At 62.7% G+C, this 19,371-nt stretch carries 16 protein-coding genes and 2 tRNA genes; 5 read left to right on the top strand and 13 right to left on the bottom strand.

Annotated elements, in window-relative coordinates:
- Window positions 1-113: 113 nt before the first annotated feature.
- The 3 genes from ACQ66J_RS12600 to ACQ66J_RS12590 all read right to left on the bottom strand — a co-directional run bounded on the left by ACQ66J_RS12600 (window position 114) and on the right by ACQ66J_RS12590 (window position 4,632).
- Window positions 114-3,773, bottom strand: coding sequence for a S8 family peptidase (locus tag ACQ66J_RS12600; RefSeq protein WP_430431901.1), 3,660 nt, complete (start codon window positions 3,771-3,773; stop codon window positions 114-116).
- A 12-nt stretch (window positions 3,774-3,785) separates the two neighbouring features.
- Window positions 3,786-4,226 carry a hypothetical protein gene (locus ACQ66J_RS12595; protein WP_430431900.1) on the bottom strand — a complete coding sequence of 147 codons (441 nt, stop codon included), beginning with the start codon at window positions 4,224-4,226 and terminating at the stop codon, window positions 3,786-3,788.
- Between the two features lie 330 nt (window positions 4,227-4,556).
- Window positions 4,557-4,632, bottom strand: a tRNA-Phe gene (locus ACQ66J_RS12590).
- A 194-nt stretch (window positions 4,633-4,826) separates the two neighbouring features.
- Between ACQ66J_RS12590 and ACQ66J_RS12585 the strand changes: the two genes are divergently transcribed.
- Window positions 4,827-7,463, top strand: coding sequence for a TonB-dependent receptor domain-containing protein (locus ACQ66J_RS12585; RefSeq protein WP_430431899.1), 2,637 nt, complete (start codon window positions 4,827-4,829; stop codon window positions 7,461-7,463).
- 69 nt (window positions 7,464-7,532) lie between these two features.
- On the opposite strand, the gene ACQ66J_RS12580 is transcribed toward ACQ66J_RS12585, so the two are convergent.
- From ACQ66J_RS12580 to ACQ66J_RS12540, 9 genes are all read right to left on the bottom strand, one after another.
- On the bottom strand, window positions 7,533-7,733 hold the full coding sequence (locus tag ACQ66J_RS12580) for a DNA gyrase inhibitor YacG (protein ID WP_022701932.1): 201 nt from the start codon (window positions 7,731-7,733) through the stop codon (window positions 7,533-7,535).
- Window positions 7,730-8,794 (bottom strand): ribonuclease E/G, encoded by a 1,065-nt coding sequence (locus ACQ66J_RS12575; protein WP_430431898.1) that lies wholly within the window; start codon window positions 8,792-8,794, stop codon window positions 7,730-7,732. The genes ACQ66J_RS12580 and ACQ66J_RS12575 overlap by 4 nt, the downstream gene beginning before the upstream one ends.
- On the bottom strand, window positions 8,791-9,375 hold the full coding sequence (locus ACQ66J_RS12570; protein WP_430431897.1) for a Maf family protein: 585 nt from the start codon (window positions 9,373-9,375) through the stop codon (window positions 8,791-8,793). The genes ACQ66J_RS12575 and ACQ66J_RS12570 overlap by 4 nt, the downstream gene beginning before the upstream one ends.
- A gap of 7 nt (window positions 9,376-9,382) precedes the next feature.
- Window positions 9,383-9,601: a translation initiation factor IF-1 gene (infA, locus tag ACQ66J_RS12565; RefSeq protein WP_009800516.1), complete on the bottom strand. Its 219-nt coding sequence runs from the start codon at window positions 9,599-9,601 to the stop codon at window positions 9,383-9,385.
- 154 nt (window positions 9,602-9,755) lie between these two features.
- Window positions 9,756-10,178, bottom strand: coding sequence for a low molecular weight phosphatase family protein (locus tag ACQ66J_RS12560; protein WP_375549386.1), 423 nt, complete (start codon window positions 10,176-10,178; stop codon window positions 9,756-9,758).
- A gap of 2 nt (window positions 10,179-10,180) precedes the next feature.
- A complete protein-coding gene (locus tag ACQ66J_RS12555) occupies window positions 10,181-10,654 on the bottom strand; it encodes a UPF0262 family protein (protein ID WP_375549387.1) in 474 nt (157 codons plus the stop codon).
- 28 nt (window positions 10,655-10,682) lie between these two features.
- On the bottom strand, window positions 10,683-11,129 hold the full coding sequence (locus ACQ66J_RS12550) for a DUF2948 family protein (protein WP_375549388.1): 447 nt from the start codon (window positions 11,127-11,129) through the stop codon (window positions 10,683-10,685).
- Window positions 11,130-12,407 (bottom strand): UDP-N-acetylglucosamine 1-carboxyvinyltransferase, encoded by a 1,278-nt coding sequence (gene murA / locus ACQ66J_RS12545; protein WP_430431896.1) that lies wholly within the window; start codon window positions 12,405-12,407, stop codon window positions 11,130-11,132.
- A 152-nt stretch (window positions 12,408-12,559) separates the two neighbouring features.
- A complete protein-coding gene (locus tag ACQ66J_RS12540; RefSeq protein WP_375549390.1) occupies window positions 12,560-12,709 on the bottom strand; it encodes a hypothetical protein in 150 nt (49 codons plus the stop codon).
- Window positions 12,710-12,825: 116 nt separating this feature from the next.
- Between ACQ66J_RS12540 and ACQ66J_RS12535 the strand changes: the two genes are divergently transcribed.
- Window positions 12,826-12,900, top strand: a tRNA-Thr gene (locus tag ACQ66J_RS12535).
- A 357-nt stretch (window positions 12,901-13,257) separates the two neighbouring features.
- A complete protein-coding gene (locus tag ACQ66J_RS12530; RefSeq protein WP_430431895.1) occupies window positions 13,258-14,271 on the top strand; it encodes an alpha/beta fold hydrolase in 1,014 nt (337 codons plus the stop codon).
- A 19-nt stretch (window positions 14,272-14,290) separates the two neighbouring features.
- Here ACQ66J_RS12530 and ACQ66J_RS12525 read toward each other — a convergent pair whose 3' ends face one another.
- The gene (locus ACQ66J_RS12525; RefSeq protein ID WP_430431894.1) at window positions 14,291-15,112 is read right to left on the bottom strand and encodes a DUF2793 domain-containing protein; all 822 of its coding nucleotides are present in this window, start codon (window positions 15,110-15,112) and stop codon (window positions 14,291-14,293) included.
- 143 nt (window positions 15,113-15,255) lie between these two features.
- On the opposite strand from ACQ66J_RS12525, the gene ACQ66J_RS12520 reads away from it, so the two are divergent.
- Together ACQ66J_RS12520 and scpA are read left to right on the top strand one after the other, a co-directional pair.
- Window positions 15,256-17,223 carry a methylmalonyl-CoA mutase family protein gene (locus ACQ66J_RS12520; RefSeq protein ID WP_430431893.1) on the top strand — a complete coding sequence of 656 codons (1,968 nt, stop codon included), beginning with the start codon at window positions 15,256-15,258 and terminating at the stop codon, window positions 17,221-17,223.
- A complete protein-coding gene (gene scpA, locus ACQ66J_RS12515) occupies window positions 17,220-19,361 on the top strand; it encodes a methylmalonyl-CoA mutase (protein ID WP_430431892.1) in 2,142 nt (713 codons plus the stop codon). The genes ACQ66J_RS12520 and scpA overlap by 4 nt, the downstream gene beginning before the upstream one ends.
- The last annotated feature ends 10 nt before the right edge of the window (window positions 19,362-19,371 follow it).

Below are 19,371 nucleotides of genomic sequence, written 5' to 3'. Positions count from 1 at the left end.
GCCTAAACCATGAATATTGGGGCGGTTTGAAGCATACCGCCTCACCCTGACGCAAAACGCGGCCCTCCATGACAGAAGGACCGCGCCTTTTCATCCGTCAGATGTGCGTCGCCCTATTCGTTGTCGAAGCCGAAATCGGTCAGGCCGCCGGCCGTCGTGACCGCGAAGCGGCGCATGCGGACGGTGTTCGCCAGCACTGCGGCGTCGGCGCGGATGCGGAAGCTGAGATCACCGCGACTGAAACTGCCGCAATCCACGAAATCGGCGGCTCCGATGACATACTCGTTCCGTCCCGCGCGATTGGAGCGAAGGGTGATGGAGCAATCTGTATAGGCGCCGGTGTACTGACCATTGCCACCCGCAGCATTGGCGATCGCCACCTCAATGGAGTCAGGCAGTCCGCCATTGATACCCGTGATACGGAACACGCCTTTCGTGCCCGCCTGAGCGTCGCCCACCCATTCAAACGGTCCGAACACCACTTCTTCGCGCCCGCCGGAAATGGCGGTCGGGCTCGTGCCTTGCCCGGTCTCGGCGTCAAACCCGAAATCGGTGATATCGCCCTCAGCGCCGAAAGCGATGCGCCGAATCTTGATCCGGCTCGCCATGTTCGCCAGAGAGGCCTGAACCCTGAAGGTCAGATCCCCCCGGCCGAAGGCTCCGCAATCAGCGAGGTCTTCACGCAAGATCAGATAGTCGTTCGCGCCCGCACGCTGAGGCCGGATCGCCAAAGTACAATCGGCGGTCGTGCCCGAATAGCCATTGGCCGTGGCGTTGGCGATGGAGACGTCTATGCGGGTCACCGCGCCATTCGCGATGCCGGCGATGCGGAACTGGTTGGACGTCGCCGCCGTGCTGTCGCCCGTCCATTCAAACGGCCCCACGCTAACTTGGCCCACGCCGCCGCCAATGCTCGCCGGGACCACGCCGGCGCTGGATTGAGCGTCGATATGAAAATCAGTCAGCGAGCCGCTGGCCTGACGGATCAGGCGCTGCATGCGCATATTGTCGATATCGCCCGGCGAATAATTGACGCGGCTATCATCTGCGGTCACCCGGAAGGTGAGATCCGCACGTCCGAAAGCGCCACAATCAGCCAGGTCCTCAGGCAAGATCAGGAAATCATTCTCGCTGCGCCGAGCGGACCGGATGGTCAGACGGCAATCAGAAAACGAACCCGTGTATCCTGGCTGGGACGCATTCGCGATCGCCACATCAAGGGTCAGGGAATCCCCTTGCAGCACCGGCGTCAGACGAAACTCGCTGCGCAGGGCGCCGTTGGCGTCATAGGTCCATTCAAACGGGCCATATTCAGCCTGGACGGTGGCTTGCGGCGCAGAAGTGTCGCTCTCCAGAATGGATTGCGCATCCGCCGCCCGCTCAAAAGTCGCGTTTGAAGCTCCTGCCACGGACTGAACCCGAACGCCGGACGTTCCGCTGGTCGCCTGCCCCTGACCGCCCGAAGGATCAAACGCGGCGTCCGTGATGCCGCCGCTGGAATTGAACAGGAAGCGACGCATGCGCAGATTGCCCGCATCCGCGGTGTCCACGGTCACGTCAATATACAGGTCGCCGCGATCAAACCGGGCGCAATCAACGAAGTCCGACCCGCCGATAATGTACTCATTGCCCGAATAACGGTTGGCTCGAACGCTGAAATCACAGCGTATGGACGCGTCGCTCACAGACTGTCCTGCAGCATCGCCCCAGCGCTCGATATCCGCGCTGACCGCGCTGGGCATGGCGGTGTTCAGGCCGACCACGCGGAAAATGCTGGACGTGCCCTGATCAACGTCGTTGACCCATTCAAACGGCCCAAAGCGGACGGTTTCCTGGTTCGCATTGAGCGCAGTCGCTACGAAGGCCGTCGCTTTCATCCGGATTTGCGTGATTGAGCTTGCGCCATCGACGCCCAGCGCCAACTCGCCAAAATAAAATCCGCTGTTGAGGCCGCTACCATTGATGCTCAGACGCAGCTGCCCGGCTCCATTCCCCGACAAGGTGAGCGCCGTAGTCGACACAGGTGCGCCAGACGGCGTTCCCGATCCGGAAAAGAACTCCGTCGTCAGCCAACTGGGCTTGGAAATGACACGAACGGTGCGTGATTGAGAACTCGCATTGCTCAACGCACGAACATCGGTGTTGAACGACGAAACCGCACTGGTGGTGTTGCGGGCGTCATAACGGGTGAGATCATCAAGACTGACAGAGTTCACCACGCCAGCGCCATTGCGCAGGAATTCATAGGCCGCGTCGACCTGTATGCGCGCATGAACGCGCTCGGTGGCAACATCCATAACCGGGACGCCTGTGACCTTGAGCGCTTCCAGAAAATCAGCAACGCTGGCGTTCGGGTAAGCGTCACGTAGCAGCGCAATCGCGCCGGCCACATGCGGGGTGGCCATGGAGGTGCCATTTGAAGAGGAGAACCAGTGACAGAATCCCTCAGAATTCGGCGTTGCGTTATTGATGACGCAGTTCTGCCCCGCTGCGGGCTCTTCAGAACCAAAAGCGGCGAAAATGTCTACGCCTGGCGCCAGAAGGTCCAGATAGTCCGCATCATTTGAGAAAGACGGCACATCATCGCTATCGTCCACTGCACCGACGGAAATGGCGCTGCGAATACAGGCCGGAGAGCTCAATCCGTTCGCGAATCCGTCATTGCCGGCGGCGACGACCACAGCGATTCCAGCGTCGTTGAGCGCCCCCATTGCGCGATCATATGAGCTGCTTGTGCAGGGAGACGCATTCGCCGTCGAGCCGCCCAGGCTCATATTCACCGCACCCAGATTGAGCGTGTCGCGATTGAGATAAAGCCAGTCCAGGGCCGCAATCTGATCAGACGTGTAAGAGCGCACGCAGGCCCCCTCGAGAGGTTCCCCATCCTCGACGCACTCAGCAGGTTCAAACCGGCTGAAAACATTGACCGCGATGATGCTGGCGCTGCGCGCTACGCCCGACACCCTGCGGCCCGAGGAGAGGTTCAGCTCACGCCCAGCCACGGTTGAAGCCACGTGCGTGCCATGAAAGCAGCCGTCAATTCCGGTCTCAGAATCAAAATCATCTTCAACGCAGGCATCCCCCGCCTCGGCGGAGGTCAAGTCGGTCTGGACATCCTGCCCGTTCGGGCAGAATGACGAGGACTCACCGGTGATGGTGGTGTTGTAACACGCGCTGGCGGTGATGGCGGGGCCGATCATGGGATGATCTTTCTCCACCCCAGTGTCCAGAACCGCGACAGCAACACCGTTGCCAGTATAGCCTTGAAGCCAGACGGCCTTGGCGCCGATCTGGGCCACCGAAAAATTTGTCATCGGGCGCATGGGGGTGTTGTCATAAACGTGCGCCACATCGGGATTCGCACGCAGCGCCGCGATTTCCCGAGCATTGGCCATGATGGTAAAGCCTGGCGTCAGCTCAAAGGCTTCATACCCCTCGACCGCGTCTTGCCGCCCAAGGCTTTCAGCGTTGCGCGCAAACATGCGTCCGGTCACGGCGCGGCGCATATCGTCAATCTGTTGACGCATCATCTGACCGGCGAACCCCGGCTCGGCCGCCAGCAAGGTCTCATCCTGTGAGACGTTCAGAATGACGATGACCGATGTGCGTTCGCCCGATTGCAGTCGGCTCATCGCACGGGCGCTGACCGCCCCGTCCAGCGCCTGGACACCCGCTCCGGTCTCCGCCGTCTGGGCCAAAACAGGCGCCGTTACAGAGAGGCAAGCGCCCAAACCCAGGCATGCTGTGATCAAAAGGGTCTTATGAAAGGTCATTCAATCAAGCCTCTAGCCGTCTGACCGAGCGCCCATCGGGCGTGCGGGAACATCTTCTTGAAAGGCGCGAACCGCATCGTGCCGGGCCAGGCGCCGGGCTTCATCTGGTGTCAGCCTCATTTCAAAAGCATAGGCCGAAATAAAACTCTGGCCATAACGCGGCAGGTCAGCGTTGCCGCCCGCAGAACCGACATACCCGTCTGCGCCGAAGACGTCAGACAGGACTTGCTCACGCAGCTGATCAAGACTGCGTCTTGCGCGCTCGACGCCCTCCGGCGTCGAGATGTCGCCCGGTCCGTCTTCCAGCGAGATGATGTAATTGACCCGGTCCGCCATAGGCTGCTCCTGCGCGCCTGCTTGCTCGGACGCTGAGGGCGCAGCGCATCCTCCCGCACATGCCAGTGCAGCGCTCAAGGCTGTGATCATGATCACAGAATACGAGTGATTGCGCATATGGGTCCGCCCTCCCCTGAGCGTCACTGCAGCCCGCAGACAGGCCGCAAATACGATCATTAAACCTTCAACCGCCTGAATGCGCCATTAACGGGTTTTTCCATGGCTGACTCAACCCGAGACAGAAGAATCCGTCGAGCTTCATTTCAAGCGCGTGCAAGTCTTCAGGCAGGCCGACTAAAGTTGACCGATGCTAGACTCATCAAGGACTGAGCACCCGCCAAAAGCGGCGCGGCATCAGACATCAGCCCACTCGCGATGTCGTCGCCATTGAAAGCGCGCAGACCCAAACGGGCGCGAGCGCTGTCATCAATATGGATTGAAAAGAGATGGTGCCCGGGGGCGGATTCGAACCACCGACACGCGGATTTTCAATCCGCTGCTCTACCAACTGAGCTACCCGGGCGGCGAGGCGCACATATAAGTGCGCCGCGCTGAGGACGCGGTTTATAGGCAAGCGCGCGAGGGCTGTCCATGCCCTCCAATCAGTCTTGTGCAGTCAATTTCAGATTTGTCCGGTCTGCCTTCCTGCTTGCCCATCAAGGCCGGGGACTGCTACCCGCTGCGTCATAAATACGTTTAAAACCTCCGAGGCGAGCAATGAATAAAAAAGTCTGCGTCAGTGCGCTGGCCCTGGCGGCCGTGCTGGGTGAAGGCGGCATGGCGTTCGGCCAGTCCGTCACGAGCGATATCATCACCATCACGGCGGGCCGCGCGCCCGGCGCGCAGACAGGCGATCGCCCGGTGGTCACGCTGGATTCTGACGCGCTCGCTGCGAGCGGCCTGTCCGACCTGGGCGACGCGCTGGCGTTCAATCCCGCGATCGTCGGGTCTGAGTTCAATGACGATCCGGGCACGCAGAACGACACCTCAGGCACGTCGAGCGTCAATCTGCGCGGTCTGGGTCTCGGCGCGACCTTGGTGCTGGTCAACGGCGTCCGGCAAACCCCGTCTTCTGTGGCGTCTGACGACGGCGCGAGCTTTGTGGACATGAACGCGCTTGTGCCAGACATCGCCATCAGCCAAGTCGAGATCCTGAAAGACGGCGCCTCGCCGCTTCACGGCTCGGACGCCATTGCAGGCGTGGTGAATGTGATCACGCGCGACCGGTTTGACGGCGTCGAAGTTCAGGCCGAGGCGCGCGGACCGGACGGGTTTGAGGGCGCAGGCTTCACCTCCATCCTCTCCGCCATCGCCGGGACCGAACTGGGCGCCCTGCATCTGACCGGCGCGGTGAGCTATCGCGACACCGATGGCGTTGAGGGCTTTGAGACGGACTTCATTCCGGGCACCGGCCTGTCCGCTCTGGGCCAGCCGGGCGCGTATTCAGTTTCCACGCCGGGCGGCTCGCAGGTGATCATTGACCGCGATTGCGCCGCGGGGGGCGGCCAGCCCCTGGTGCTGGGCGCGGACACAGCCTTTGGCACGCCGGGCTATTGCCGACTTGATTACGGCCAGTTCTTCTCGCTCATCCCCGATGAAAGCCGGCTCAATGTCTATGGCGCGCTGACGGGTGATTTCGGCGACACGCGCCTGACCGTGCGGGCGGCCGGGGCCGATACGCAGCTGACACGCGGCAACTCGCCCTCTCTGCCCGCCTTGAGCTTTCCCACCATCCCCACCGCCAATCCGGGCAATTATTTCGGGCAGGACGTGATCTGGAACGGGCGTCCTCGGGGCGTCAGCGCAGGCGCGGCGCGCCGTAGTTTTGACCATGATACGCTGCGCTTTGACGCCGGGCTGGAGCGTGATTTTAACGCTCTGGGCCGCGACTGGACGGGCGCGGTCACCCTCGCCTATTCCCGCAATGAGCTGGAAGCGACCATCACCGATCATATAGGCGACCGTGTAAGCGCGGCGCTGAACGGCTTTGGCGGCGCCGCTTGCCAGCCCGGCGCCAGCGCGGGCGATCAGAGCGCAGGGTGCTATTGGTTCAACCCGTTCGGCTCGGGCGGCCTGGTCACAGACCCGTCAGATCCGCGCTATAACAATCCGGACCTTCTGGCCTGGATGCTGGGCAAGGATGTGCGCACCTCCACCTCCGAGCTCACCAGCCTGGACGCCAGCATGACCAGTGCGGCGCTGTTCGCGCTGCCCGCTGGCGACGTGTCCTTGACCATCGGCGGTCAGCTGCGCACGGAAAGCCTTGAGGTCAATCACGGCCAGACCTTCAATGACGACGCCTTCCTCTTTATTGTCGGCGGCCCTGATTATGCGGGCGAGCGTGACGTGGTCAGCCTGTTCGCGGAAAGCGTCATCCCGCTTCACGAGCGCGCCCGGCTGACGCTGGCGGCGCGGCATGAAGACCTTGAAGCGTTCTCCTCCACCGATCCCAAAGTCGGGTTGGCGGTGGATGTCACCGAGACCCTGACCCTGTCGGCGAGCTGGTCGCAATCCTTCCGCGCGCCGTCCTTGCATCAGCAAGTCAGCGCCACGACCACGCTGCAATCGCTGACCCTGGGCAATCAGAGCCTGTTCCGCCCGGTGCGCACGGTGGGCTCGACGGCGCTCGATCCGGAAACCTCTGACAGCGTGACGCTGAGCGCCAGCTGGCGCTACGCGGGCTGGAGCGCGCGGGTGGACGCCTGGCGGCTTGAGATCGAGGACCTGATCATCGAGGAAAGCGCCAACGCCATCCTCGCCGCCGATTTCGCCGATGACGGGATCTACAATGACCCGCGCGTCGAGCTGTCCCAGTCTGGCGATGTGGTGCTGGTGCGCGCCAATTTCGTCAACGCCCCGAGCGTTGAAGCGCAGGGCGTGGATTTCGCCCTCTCCCATGACGGGGTGGATCTGGGCCGGTTCGGCCTGATCAATGCCGGGCTGGACGCGGTCTATATCGACGAATTCACGCTATTCGACCCCGTGCTCAACACGACGATCGACGCGGCGGGTAATCGCAACTTCACAAACTTCGCTCGCTCCCTGCCGCAATGGCGCGCCAGCGCACGCGCCGGCTGGATGAACGGGCCGTGGAGCGTCAACGCGCAAGCGCGTTTCATCTCGGCCTATGATGATGATGAAAACGGCGGCGCCGAGATCGACAGCTGGACCGCCTATGACCTTCAGGCCGGCTGGAGCGAAGAGATGCGCGGCCATGTGCTGACCGCTTCCATCGGCGCGCTCAACGTCTTTGATGAAGCCGCGCCGACCGTGAACACGCCGCTGGGCTATGACACCAAGGTGCATGACGCGCGCGGCCGCGTGCTCTATGCCCGGATCAGCGTGACGCGCTAGGCTCCGAGTTCAGATCAAACAAAAGCCCCGCAGCAATGCTGCGGGGCTTTTTTTGTACTCGAGAGCGGATCAGTGTTGATCGCCGCCTTCTTCATCGCCGCGCGCTTCGGGCGGCAGGGCTTCGGGCGGGACCGGCTCGCCGGGCACCGCATAGGCGCCGGAGAACCAGCGCCCGAGGTCTGCATCAGCGCAGCGCGCCGAACAGAAGGGCTTGTATTGCGGGTCGACAGGTTTCTTGCAGATGGGGCAGCCGGGTTTGGATTTGCTCATAGCGGGCGCACCTCAAAATCGCGCGCCCCCTTGGCTTCATCCAGCACCAGTTCAAACCGGTCGCCGAGGCGCGATTTCATCGCTTTTGACCATCCGATGGGATCAGTTTCAAGCCAGGCGTGAACCTCTTTACCGGCCAGCAGCGCCAGACGGCCGCCGCGCTTGGCCTGGCCTTCGGCCTCCAGACGGCGCAGAGCGGCGAGCGCGCACGTCTCCACATTGTCGACGCCAAAGCGCTCCCAAGCGATTTCATGCAGGGCGCGGCCCAGGCGCTGACGCGCCAGCTCAACAATGGCGAACCGGCTCGACGGCGCAACATCGACCTTGGCGGGATCGCGCTTGAACGCGCCCTTCAGCGTCTGGTCGAGCTGGCTCTGGTCCTGCTTTTTCTTCAAGGGCAGAAAATCAATCGCTACCACGCCGCCAATGCCGCGCAACCGGATTTGACGCGCCGCCTCGCGCGCGGCGGTCTTGTTCAGATCCAGCGCCATTTTCGGCGCGCCGCCTTGGGACTGGCGCCCTGCGGCGTCCACATCAATCACGGTCATGGCGGTCACTGGTTCGATGATCAGCTTGCCGCCGCCGGGCAGCGGAACCACCGCTTCCAGCGCCTCGTCAAACAACTCATCAAGGGCGACATCGGCCTCTTTGGGCGTGCGCACCGGCGCTTCAAACATCATCGACAGACGCTCGGCCAGCGGCGGCGCAGACACCACGATTTCCGGCGCCTCGCCCGGCTCGACCTCAAACAGGGTCAGCGTCGGGCCTTTGTCCTGAAACTGTTCGCGTGCGATCTGAACGCCGATCGCGGCGCCTTCATGCAGACCTTCAGGGCGGCCGGCCTTGCCAAACGGCAGAAAGGCCGTCGGACCGCGCCCGATTTCGCAAAATGCGCCGTTCAGCGATCCGTCCACCTTGGTGACGCGAGCGCGAAAGACTTCGCCGCGCAAAGCACGTTGGCCGCGCTCGGACCAGCGCTCCAGATGCAGCTCGATGGCGCGATCACCATCGAGGACAGCGGCGCGGGTTTCCCCCACATGATCAGCAGCGACGATTCTCAAAACACATATCCCAATCCGACCAGCATCTGACGCGCCTCATAGACCGGAAGTCCCATCACCCCGGTGTAAGAGCCGATCAGCTTACTGATATAGGCGCCGGCGCGGCCCTGAATGCCATAACCGCCCGCTTTGCCATCCCACTCCCCGCTATCAAGATAGGCGGTGAGTTCATCTTCGCTCAGACGTTTGAAGGCCAGCCGGGTTTCAACCACGCGGCTGATCTCGCGACCGTCCGGCGCACGCACAGCGACGCCGGTATAAACCCGGTGATTGCGACCGCTCAAAAGCCGCAGACACGCCTCGGCGGTTTCCCGGTCTTCGGATTTCGGCAGGATGCGGCGTCCGACGGACACAACCGTGTCGCTCGCCAAAACATAAGCGCCCGGATGCTCGGCGGCGGCGAGTTTCCCAACCGCCAGCCGCAGCGCCAGATCGCGCGGCAGCTCTCCAGGTCGTTCGGTCTCATCGATATCGGTGGGCGCGATCTGATCGGGCGGCGCACCGATCCCGACCAGCAGATCGCGTCGACGCGGAGAGGCGCTCGCCAGGACAAACGGCGCGCGCACAATATCGGGCGTCACGCTCACCTTATTTGAAGCGATAAGTGATGCGCCCTTTGGTCAGGTCGTAAGGCGTCATCTCGACCAGAACCTTGTCGCCAGCCAGCACGCGGATGCGATTCTTGCGCATCTTGCCCGCCGTATGAGCGATGATTTCGTGATCATTTTCCAGTTTGACCTTGAAGGTCGCATTGGGCAGCAGTTCCACGACTTCGCCTGGAAACTCCAGCAGTTCTTCCTTCGCCATGCAGCTCCTCTTGATCAATGGCGTATTTTCAGGCGCGAGTGCGCCAAACGCAAAAACCCCGTACGCTCTAGCATGAGATGTCATGCCAGCGTCGGGCGGTCTCGTGCCGCTATATAAGCGTGATCGCGCCGATCGTCGAGCGCGGTTGTAAGGACTAGCCCGGAATAAAGGCTGAAATACGCGCTTTTATGTCGTCACGCGCAGCGCGATAGGCGTCCAGACGCGCTTCATGACGGCCTTCAACCGCCGCCGGATCGGGAATCGCCCACAGGTGATAGTCCGCCCCCCGCGCCTCGGCGAAGGCGCTGGCGGCGGGATCGGCGTCCTGAGCCAGGCACACGACGAGCTCGACGGGATCATCCGCCGTATCAGCGAGATCCCGGCATTCGAAGTTTGACAGATCGACGCCGCTTTCCTCCATGACATTGATCATGAAGCCATCTGGCCAGGCGGCCGGCTCGACGCCGCAGGATCGCGCCAGGCAATCCGCGCCGAAACGCGCTTTCCAGAACCCTTCAGCCATGGGGGAGCGCACCGCATTGCGGCCGCACACAAAAACGACGGAGGGAACCGCCATGCTCAGGCGCCCCGCCGGTGCAAGGCGCAAATCAGGGTGAAGAGGCGCCGCGAGGTGTCAAAATCCACCTCGATCTTGCCCGCCAGACGCTCGCGCAACAGCTCGGAGCCTTCATTGTGCACGCCGCGCCGACCCATATCGATCGCCTCGATCTGGCCCAGGGGCGCATCGCGCACAGCCGCGTAATAGCTTTCACACATCAAGAAATAGTCCTTGATGATCCGGCGCAGCGGCCCCAGCGAAAACACAAACATGCGAACGGCGTCGCCGTTCTCGCGCTTGATGTCGAAAACCAGACGCTGGTCCTCGATGGCCAGACGCAGCGCATAGGGTCCAGCCTCGGACTCAGCGGGATGGAAGGTGTTGGAATCCAAGAGATCAGCAATAGCCACGCGGCGCTCATGCTCCACGGCCTCATCGGCCTTGCCGATGGTCAGTTGGTCAAGCTCGACCGCGACCAGGCGCTGATCGGTCATAGAGAACTCCTGTCGACCCCGATGGGGGTCATGCCTCGTCTTCGTCTGGATGGCTCGGCCGCGCCGCCGCCCGCCAGGGCTCGGACACATCCGCCAGAGCCATATCAATGCATTCCACCTCAAGACGCAGCTCGCCGCCACCGGAAAAGGTGAAGCTGAGCACCCCGCCCGGCGCTTCCTCAGGCTCAAACGCCAGCGTCAGGAGACTGATCACCCCGTCTTCATTGGTCTGGTTGAGACGTTTCGCCTGCGCCTTGAGCACCGAGCCGACCTGCAGCGCCGCGCGCACGCGCTCGCCATGCCCCTTGCTCGGCCCTTCCCAGCGAAACCGGTTGAGCGCCAGGGTGAACTGGCGCGCCTTCGGCTCGTACTGAAAATCACCCAGCAGCCCCACAGCGTCCTGCAACGCGGCTGAGAGCACAGTGAGGTCGTCCGGGGATTGCGCCAGCAGGCGCATCGGCGTGTAGCCGGCCATTCAATTCTCCGCAGTTTCGGCGACGCGGCGAATCTGTGCGCCGCAGGCGGACAGCTTGTCCTCCAGGCGCTCAAATCCCCGGTCCAGATGATAGATTCGGCTGACCATCGTCTCACCTTCAGCAGCAAGACCGGCGATGACAAGGCTGACAGATGCGCGCAGATCCGTGGCCATCACCGGCGCACCCTTGAGCGCGCATGGACCACGCACCACCGCTTCGTTGCCGCGCACATCAATCCGGGCGCCCAGACGCGACAATTCCGGCGCGTGCATGAAGCGGTTCTCAAAAATGGTTTCGCGGATCACCGACGCGCCGTCCGCCAGACTCATCAACGCCATGAATTGCGCCTGAAGATCAGTGGGAAAGCCCGGGAAAGGCGCGGTTTGCATGTCGACCGCCGTGAGACCGCCAGGGCGTTTAACCCGCACGCCGCCCTCTTCCGCCTGGATCTCGACACCGGCTTTACGCAGCAAAGCCCACAGTGCGCCGTTATGGTCAAAGATGGCATCCTTGAGCAGGACGTCGCCGCCAGGAACGGCCGCGGCCGCCATGGCGTAGGTGCCGGTTTCGATCCGGTCTGGCACCACGGCCCAGTCCGCACCATGAAGCTTAGACACGCCCTCAATGGTGATGGTGGCGGTTCCCGCGCCGCTGACCTTTGCGCCCATGGCGTTCAGACAGCCGACGAGATCGGCGATTTCCGGCTCGCGCGCGCAGTTTTCCAGCACCGTCTCGCCCTTCGCCAGAACGGCCGCCAGCATGGCGTGCTCTGTGGCGCCCACTGAGACCATGGGAAAGACGATCCGCGCGCCTGTCAGGCCGCCTGATGGCGCTTTGGCGTTCACATAACCTTCTGACAGCTCAATCTCCGCACCCAGCGCTTCAAGCGCCTGCAAATGCAGATCCACGGGCCGAGCGCCGATGGCGCACCCGCCCGGCAGCGAGACCTTAGCATGGCCGACCCGCGCGATGAGGGGGCCGAGGACATTGAAGCTCGCCCGCATTTTGCGCACCAGATCATAGGGCGCGAAGGGCTCGCCCAGATTGCTCGCATGCATGAACAGCTTCGCTCCGGCGCGCTCCTCCACCGTCACGCCCAACCGGGCCAGCAAATGCCCCAGAAAGCGCGTGTCAGCAAGGCGCGGCATGCGCGACAGCTCAAGCGGCCCGTCCGTCAGCAGACAGGCGGCCATGAGCTTGAGCGCGGAGTTTTTCGCGCCTGAAATCTCGATGTCACCGGAAAGGCGCGATCCGCCGCGAATAGAAATGCTGTCCATACTGCCCTCATGGTTCTAGAAGCGCGCGCCGACGCCAGCGCCCCACCCTGCTGCGCCCGTATCTAAGGGCATTCGCACGATGACGAAATAAGGGCGTCACAGAGGCGATGATTTGTGGTCGCCGCGCTTGGAACGCAAGGGCGCAGACTTGCTTATGACCCTGCGTCCGGTTTGGGCGCATCGTTCTTGCGCGCCGCCGCCTTGCGGCGTCGCAAATTGGCGCGCAAGGCCTGGGCCAGGCGCTGCTCTCGATCGGTGGGCGAAGTTTCACCCTTTGCAGGCTTGTGATCTGAGGTGCTCATGGGCTCTCAACTGCCTTATATCTGCAAAAGAGGTCAAGCCCGGTCTTGGCGCGCGAAGAATCAAACGCTATAAGCCCGGCTCCGACGACGCGAGAGCATGCTCTTGCTTTCCGGACGCCGCTATAGCTCAGGGGTAGAGCGTTCCCTTGGTAAGGGAGAGGTCGAGTGTTCAATTCACTCTAGCGGCACCACTCTTCTCATAAAATTGTTGCACTGGCCGGGGACGAACGCTCCTGTCGAGCTAATCCTTTCCGTCGTGCTTCGGGTTTACGCATTGTGTGGGCACAAATGCGCTACGCTTTTTTATGCAAAAGCTCGGTTATATCTTTTTCCGTTGCACGTTTCGCCTTTGCGAGACGGCTTTCAGGGCGCACGACGCGCAAACTGGCGAGGACTTACTCTCGCAGACACGGCGAAGTCTTTCCTTTTTTGTCTGCAAACAACCGCCGCCTTTTAGTCTTCCCGCTTTAAATCGCATGCAAATAAAGCAATAAATTGAAAGAACTTTCTCGCGCGCCGCATCTGCCAGGTCCCATTGCATGCCTCTCATGACCCCGCTTTTCCCCGCGCTTGAGCCCTATTCCAGCACCTGGCTTTCCGACGATCAGGGTAGCGCGCTCTATGTCGAAAGCTCCGGCTTACCCGATGCGCCCACAGTGCTGTTTGTGCACGGCGGACCAGGGTCCGGCGCCAGCCCGCGACACCGGCGGTATTTCAATCCCAGCAAATGGAATATTGTTTTGTTTGATCAGCGCGGATGCGGGCGCTCACGGCCCTTGTTCGAGCTGGAAACCAACACCACCGCACATCTGATCGAGGATATGGAGCGCGTACGAGAGGCGCTAGGCTTGGAGCGATGGACCCTGTTTGGTCCGTCCTGGGGCTCCACCCTGGCGCTCGCTTATGCGCAAACCCACCCGGATCGTGTTGAAACCCTGGTGATTGAAGGCGTGTTGCTGGGCGAACGTGAAGAGATGGACTGGTTCCATGATCCTGCCGGCGCAGGGTCGATCCGCCCTGACGCGCTCGAACGCCTGATGCAGGGCGTGCCGGCCGCCTACCAGACCCCGGTCGAGTTTCGCCATTGGGCGCTTGCGCAAATGCAAGAAGAAATCGCCGCCGGGCGGCCGCTTCTGGCAGGACTTGAAGATCCTGACACTCCGTTGGAAACCCTGCAGCGGTCGGTTCTCTACCGCTGGAGCGAGTATGAGGAAACCCTGGGCTGGCTCGACAAGTCCAATGCTGAGATCAAAAAGGACTATGCCGAGCGCGGCGTCGACTGGCTGACCGCGCACTCAGTGTTAGAGGCCTGGTATTTCGCCCATGATTGCTTTCTGGAACCGGGGCAGATTCTGGACAACGCCCATACGCTGACAATGCCGGTTCAGATCATCCAGAGCCGTTATGATCTGGTATGTCCGGGACGCGCGTCCCAACGACTCGCCGAAGTCACGCCCCATGCGCGTCTGCACTGGGTTGAGCGATCAGGGCATGTCATGACCACACCGGTGCATCGCGAAGTCCGCGCCGTGTTCGAGGCGTTGGCGTCCAATCGTCGCTAAGCTGAATCTGCGCGCCAGCTCACCACGCCGCCAGCGCAGCGCGCCGCCACTGATTAGCCGCTACGCAAACATAAATATATGCGGCGTCCCAACAGATTGCGCCCGCCTCGCCCGGCGCAGCCGCGCTTGCTGGCGTGTGGCTGGCGCTCAAGCTGAGCCGATCTGACAGCACCGCCAGCCCCGACAGCCTGACAACGCCATCCGCTTGCGACACTTTCAGCGCTTCCAGCCAGCTGGAGCCATCATCTGAGACCTTGATGGAAAACGCCTCCTCGCCCGCCAGGCCAAACTCGGCGCGGCCAGACCAGTTTGATTGAAACACCAGGCTCGCGGTTCGCGCGGCGTCCGACTTGTTCAAGGTCAGGCGCATATCGCCAGGCCCGGCGTCATCGGCTGACATCAGAACGCCGGTGGACTTGATCGCAACGCGATTGACCGCATCCGCCTGCGTCCCCACCCCCAACGCCTCAAGCGCCCCCAGCGCACGAACCTGATCCGTGAGGGCAGTCCATTCGGCGCCGTCATGCACCAGGCTCACCGCTTCATCCGCCACAAAGACGGTCAGCCCCGCCCAGGGCTCAACGGCGGTCCAGACGCCTTCATGATACACCATCAACACGCCTTCGCTCTGCGATGACCAAACTTCGCCCTGAGGCGCGTCTGGCAGCAGATAACCCTCGCCTTCTGACGGCGTCTCGGGCTGGTCTGTGAGCGTGCGGCTCAAGACGCTGGCCTGCACCAGCATATCCAGACGCGCCAGCGCCTCATTGACGGTCACATGTTTCTGAGCCTGGGCCGGCATCAGCCATGGCAGGTCCAGCCGAGGGGTGCGATCTTGCATGGGGTTAGGTCCTTTCATTGCTGACAGGGACCAAGCTTAAAAGGCGGAGCATCGCTGGCGGATAAGCCGAGCCGCTTTCCGCAGTGGCGAAACGCCGACACGGGCGGCTTTTCTAATCGTCAAAGCCGGTGTACCCACACGATATGACTGACTCTATCCGCCCCCTGGCCGAGGGATTTGAGGCCATCGACGACGCGCAATGGCGTGTCATGGCAGAGGCCGCCCTCAAAGGCGCCCCACTGGAGCGGCTTGTTCGCAAAACCCTGGACGGGGTCGCGCGCGGCCCCTTGTTCACACGGACGGACCGTGACGAGATCGGTCCGCTGCCCGCCCCTGGCACCGCGCCCTATCTGCGCGGGCTCACAGCGGAACGCGATCCCTACCTGCCCTGGGGCATACGTCAGATCATTGACGACGCCGATCCAAAGGCCGCGAACGCCGCCATGCTGGCCGAGCTGTCAGGCGGGGTCAGCGAAATTGCGCTCACCCTTGATCCGACAGGCGCCATGGGCGTCGCAGTCCGGACGCTGGACGAGCTGAAAACCGTGCTGGACGGGGTCATGCTCGATCTCGCGCCGGTCTATCTGCAGCCCTCGCGCATGGCGCCGCAATACGCCGCTCTGGCGCTGGCCTATATGCGCGATCAGGGGTTGGATCTGAGCACGCTGAAAGGCGGGCTCGGCCTGTCGCCCATTGGTCAGAAATCCCTGGCCGGCGGCGGCGCGGAAAACCTGCCTGAGCGCCTGAAGCGCACGGCGGAGGCCGCCGCCTGGTGCGCCGATCACGCGCCCAACATCAAAGTGGTCTCAATCACCGCCAACGCGCCCCATGAAGCGGGCGGCTCGGCGGCGCAAGAGCTCGCTTTCGCCTGCGGCGGCGGCGCCAGCTATATGCGCGCCTTCATCGATCATGGTTTGACGCCGGATCAGGCGGCCAATGCGCTGGAGTTCAGTTTCGCCGCCGATGCGGACGTGCATCTGACCATCGCCAAACTGCGCGCGGCGCGGCGTGTCTGGGCGCGCGTGGCGGAAGCGTTCGGCTGTTCGCCGGACGCGCAAGGCATGCGCATTTGCGCCATCTCATCCTCGCGCATGCTGACGGCGCGCGACGCCTGGACCAATCTGATCCGCAACGCCTGCGCCGGCTTGGGCGCGGCGGCCGGCGGCGCGGATTCCATAACCGTGCGGCCGTTCAACGAACCGATCGGCGCGGCGACTCCCTTCGCGCGACGTGTCGGCCGCAATCTTCAGATCATGCTGATGGAAGAGAGCCATCTGGGCGTGACCGCAGACCCGGCGGGCGGCAGCTATCTGCACGAAACCCTGGGCCATCGGCTCGCGCAAGCGGGCTGGGATCTGTTCCAGCAGATCGAACGCCGCGGCGGCCTGTTTGAAACGGTCAAGGCGGGCTGGCTGCAAAACGAAGTCGCCAAGACTCGTGACGCCTATGTCGCGCAATACGCCGAGGGCCGCGAAAGCCTGATCGGCGTGACGCAATACGCCAATCTGGAAGAGCGTCCCGTCGAGGCGGGCCAGCGCAGCTATACCCCGCCCAAGCTCGATGCGCCGACGCTTGAGCCACAACCCTTTGCTGACAAGATTGAAGCGGCCGCCCAAGGCCACGCCATACGCCTGCTGGACGCGCCGGACCAGAACTGGCCGCCCTTGCGATACATGCGGATGGCGGAGCCCTTTGAAGCCCTGCGCGACGCCTCAGACGCCCACGCGAACAAGACCGGTCAGCCCCCCAAGGCCTTCCTCGCCACTCTGGGCGCGTTAGCGGATTTCAACGCCCGCGCCAGCTTCGCGTCAAACCGGCTGGCCGTGTCCGGCGTCGAAACCGATCAAGCGCGCGAATACGCCGATATCGACGCCTGTGCAGAGGCATTCGCCGAGACTGGCGCCAAGCTCGCCGTGGTCTGCGGTACAGACGATGCCTATTCGGATATGGCTGAAGAACTGGCTGAAGCACTCAAACAGGCCGGCGCGAGCGAGATCTGGGTGGCGGGCAAGCCGGGCTCCATTCCCGGCGTCGCCCATTTCATCCATATGCGCAGCCATAGCCTTGAGGATGGCGAGCGCGCTCATAAGATCCTGGGAGTGAGCGCATGAGCCAGCATCCTGATTTCACCCAGATCGGCCTGGGCCAGCCTGACATTCAGCCCGGCCCCAGCCCGGAGCGCACGCCTCACATGACGGCGGAAGAACTGCCGATCCAGCCCGCCTATACCGCTGAAGACGTCGCCGGGCTTGATTTCACCGACGGGTACCCTGGCGCCGCGCCCTATCATCGCGGCCCCTACCCCACCATGTTCGTGCAGCGGCCCTGGACGATCCGGCAATATGCCGGCTTCTCGACGGCGGCGGAATCCAACGCATTTTACCGCCGCAATCTCAAAGCCGGTCAGAAAGGCCTGTCGGTGGCCTTCGATCTGGCCACCCACCGCGGCTATGACAGCGACAATCCGCGCGTCATTGGCGATGTGGGCATGGCGGGCGTCGCCATCGATTCCATTCTGGACATGCGCCAGCTCTTTGACGGCATTCCGCTCGATCAGATGAGCGTGTCGATGACCATGAACGGCGCCGTGCTGCCGGTTCTGGCGCTCTATATCGTCGCCGCCGAGGAACAGGGCGTCAGCCCCAAACAGCTTTCAGGAACGATCCAGAACGACATCCTGAAAGAGTTCATGGTGCGCAACACCTATATCTATCCGCCGCGCCCCTCCATGCGGATCATCTCCGACATCTTCGCCTATACGGCCAAGGAGATGCCGCGTTTCAACTCGATCTCGATCTCCGGCTATCACATGCAGGAGGCGGGAGCCCCCGCCGATCTCGAGCTCGCCTACACCATCGCCGACGGTCTTGATTACATCCGCTCGGGCGTCGAGGCGGGTCTGGATGTGGACGCCTTCGCGCCGCGGCTCAGCTTTTTCTGGGGCGTGTCCATGAATTACTTCATGGAGATCGCCAAAATGCGCGCCGCGCGTCTGATCTGGGCCAGCCTTGTGAAGGCGCGGTTTGATCCCAAGAACGCCAAATCCCTCGCCCTGCGCACCCACAGCCAGACCTCGGGCTGGTCCCTGACCGCCCAAGACGTATTCAACAATGTGGGCCGCACTGCGGTCGAGGCGATGGCGGCGGTCGATGGGCACACCCAGTCGCTGCACACCAACTCGCTTGATGAAGCGCTGGCCCTGCCGACGGACTTCTCCGCCCGCATCGCGCGAAATACGCAATTGGTGCTGGAGACCGAAGCGCACCTCACCGACGCCATCGATCCCTGGGGCGGCAGTTATTATGTCGAGCGGTTGACCCATGATCTGGCCGCCCGCGCGCTCGATCACATCGCCGAAGTGGATTCGCTGGGCGGCATGGCGAAAGCCATCGAAGAGGGCCTGCCCAAGCTTCGCATCGAGGAAGCCGCGGCCAAGACGCAGGCCAAGATCGATTCCGGTCTGCAGACCATCGTCGGCGTCAACAAATTCCGCCTCAATGAGCCGGAAGACATTCCGGTCCTCAAGGTGGACAATTCCAAGGTCCGCGCCGAACAGCTCGCCAAACTCGAAAAGCTCCGCGCCGAACGTGATCCCAAAGCCGTTGAGAGCGCGCTGGAAGCGCTGACCAACGCGGCTGAGCGGGGCGGAAATCTCTTGCAGCTCTCTGTCGCGGCCGCCCGCGCCAAGGCGACGGTCGGGGAGATCTCGGACGCCATGGAAAAGGTGTTCGGCCGCCACAAGGCGGAAATCAAATCGGTTCAGGGGGTGTTCTTGAAAGCCTCAGGTGATGACGAAAAGGTCAAGACGGCGCTTGAAGCCTCTGACGCCTTTGCTGAAAACGAAGGCCGCCGCCCGCGCATCCTGATCGCAAAAATGGGCCAGGACGGCCATGATCGCGGCCAGAAGGTCGTCGCCTCCGCCTTCGCCGATCTCGGCTGGGACGTGGATATCGGCCCGCTCTTCCAGACCCCCGAAGAAGCCGCCCGCCAAGCGGTGGAGAACGACGTCCACGTGGTCGCCGCCTCATCGCTCGCCGCCGGTCACCTGACCCTGGTTCCCGAGCTGAAAAAACAGCTCGCCGAAATGGGCCGCCCCGACATCACCATCATTGTCGGCGGCGTCATCCCGCCCGAAGACGTCCCGATCCTCAAAGACATGGGCGCGGCCGCGGTCTATCCGCCAGGTACGGTCATCGCGGACAGCGCAGTGGAGCTGATCAGCATTGTCGAGAAGGCAAGCGCGGCCTGACAGGACCGTA

The sequence above is a fragment of the Oceanicaulis sp. genome, from assembly GCF_965284345.1.
In the GTDB taxonomy this organism is placed as follows: Bacteria; Pseudomonadota; Alphaproteobacteria; order Caulobacterales; family Maricaulaceae; genus Oceanicaulis; species Oceanicaulis alexandrii_A.
Note: the sequence above shows the minus strand (reverse complement) of the source record. Positions and strands in the feature narration are given on the sequence as shown.

Excerpts from the sequence above, each read along its gene's own strand:
- ACQ66J_RS12555 (WP_375549387.1), bottom strand. The coding sequence starts at position 10,654 with ATGACCGATCAGCGCCTGGTCGCGGTCGAGCTTGACCAACTGACCATC.
- ACQ66J_RS12525 (WP_430431894.1), bottom strand. The coding sequence starts at position 15,112 with ATGCAAGATCGCACCCCTCGGCTGGACCTGCCATGGCTGATGCCGGCC.
- ACQ66J_RS12550 (WP_375549388.1), bottom strand. The coding sequence starts at position 11,129 with ATGGCCGGCTACACGCCGATGCGCCTGCTGGCGCAATCCCCGGACGAC.
- ACQ66J_RS12520 (WP_430431893.1), top strand. The coding sequence starts at position 15,256 with ATGACTGACTCTATCCGCCCCCTGGCCGAGGGATTTGAGGCCATCGAC.
- ACQ66J_RS12580 (WP_022701932.1), bottom strand. The coding sequence starts at position 7,733 with ATGAGCAAATCCAAACCCGGCTGCCCCATCTGCAAGAAACCTGTCGAC.
- ACQ66J_RS12530 (WP_430431895.1), top strand. The coding sequence starts at position 13,258 with ATGACCCCGCTTTTCCCCGCGCTTGAGCCCTATTCCAGCACCTGGCTT.
- ACQ66J_RS12560 (WP_375549386.1), bottom strand. The coding sequence starts at position 10,178 with ATGGCGGTTCCCTCCGTCGTTTTTGTGTGCGGCCGCAATGCGGTGCGC.
- ACQ66J_RS12600 (WP_430431901.1), bottom strand. The coding sequence starts at position 3,773 with ATGACCTTTCATAAGACCCTTTTGATCACAGCATGCCTGGGTTTGGGC.
- infA (WP_009800516.1), bottom strand. The coding sequence starts at position 9,601 with ATGGCGAAGGAAGAACTGCTGGAGTTTCCAGGCGAAGTCGTGGAACTG.
- ACQ66J_RS12540 (WP_375549390.1), bottom strand. The coding sequence starts at position 12,709 with ATGAGCACCTCAGATCACAAGCCTGCAAAGGGTGAAACTTCGCCCACC.
- scpA (WP_430431892.1), top strand. The coding sequence starts at position 17,220 with ATGAGCCAGCATCCTGATTTCACCCAGATCGGCCTGGGCCAGCCTGAC.
- ACQ66J_RS12595 (WP_430431900.1), bottom strand. The coding sequence starts at position 4,226 with ATGCGCAATCACTCGTATTCTGTGATCATGATCACAGCCTTGAGCGCT.
- ACQ66J_RS12585 (WP_430431899.1), top strand. The coding sequence starts at position 4,827 with ATGAATAAAAAAGTCTGCGTCAGTGCGCTGGCCCTGGCGGCCGTGCTG.
- murA (WP_430431896.1), bottom strand. The coding sequence starts at position 12,407 with ATGGACAGCATTTCTATTCGCGGCGGATCGCGCCTTTCCGGTGACATC.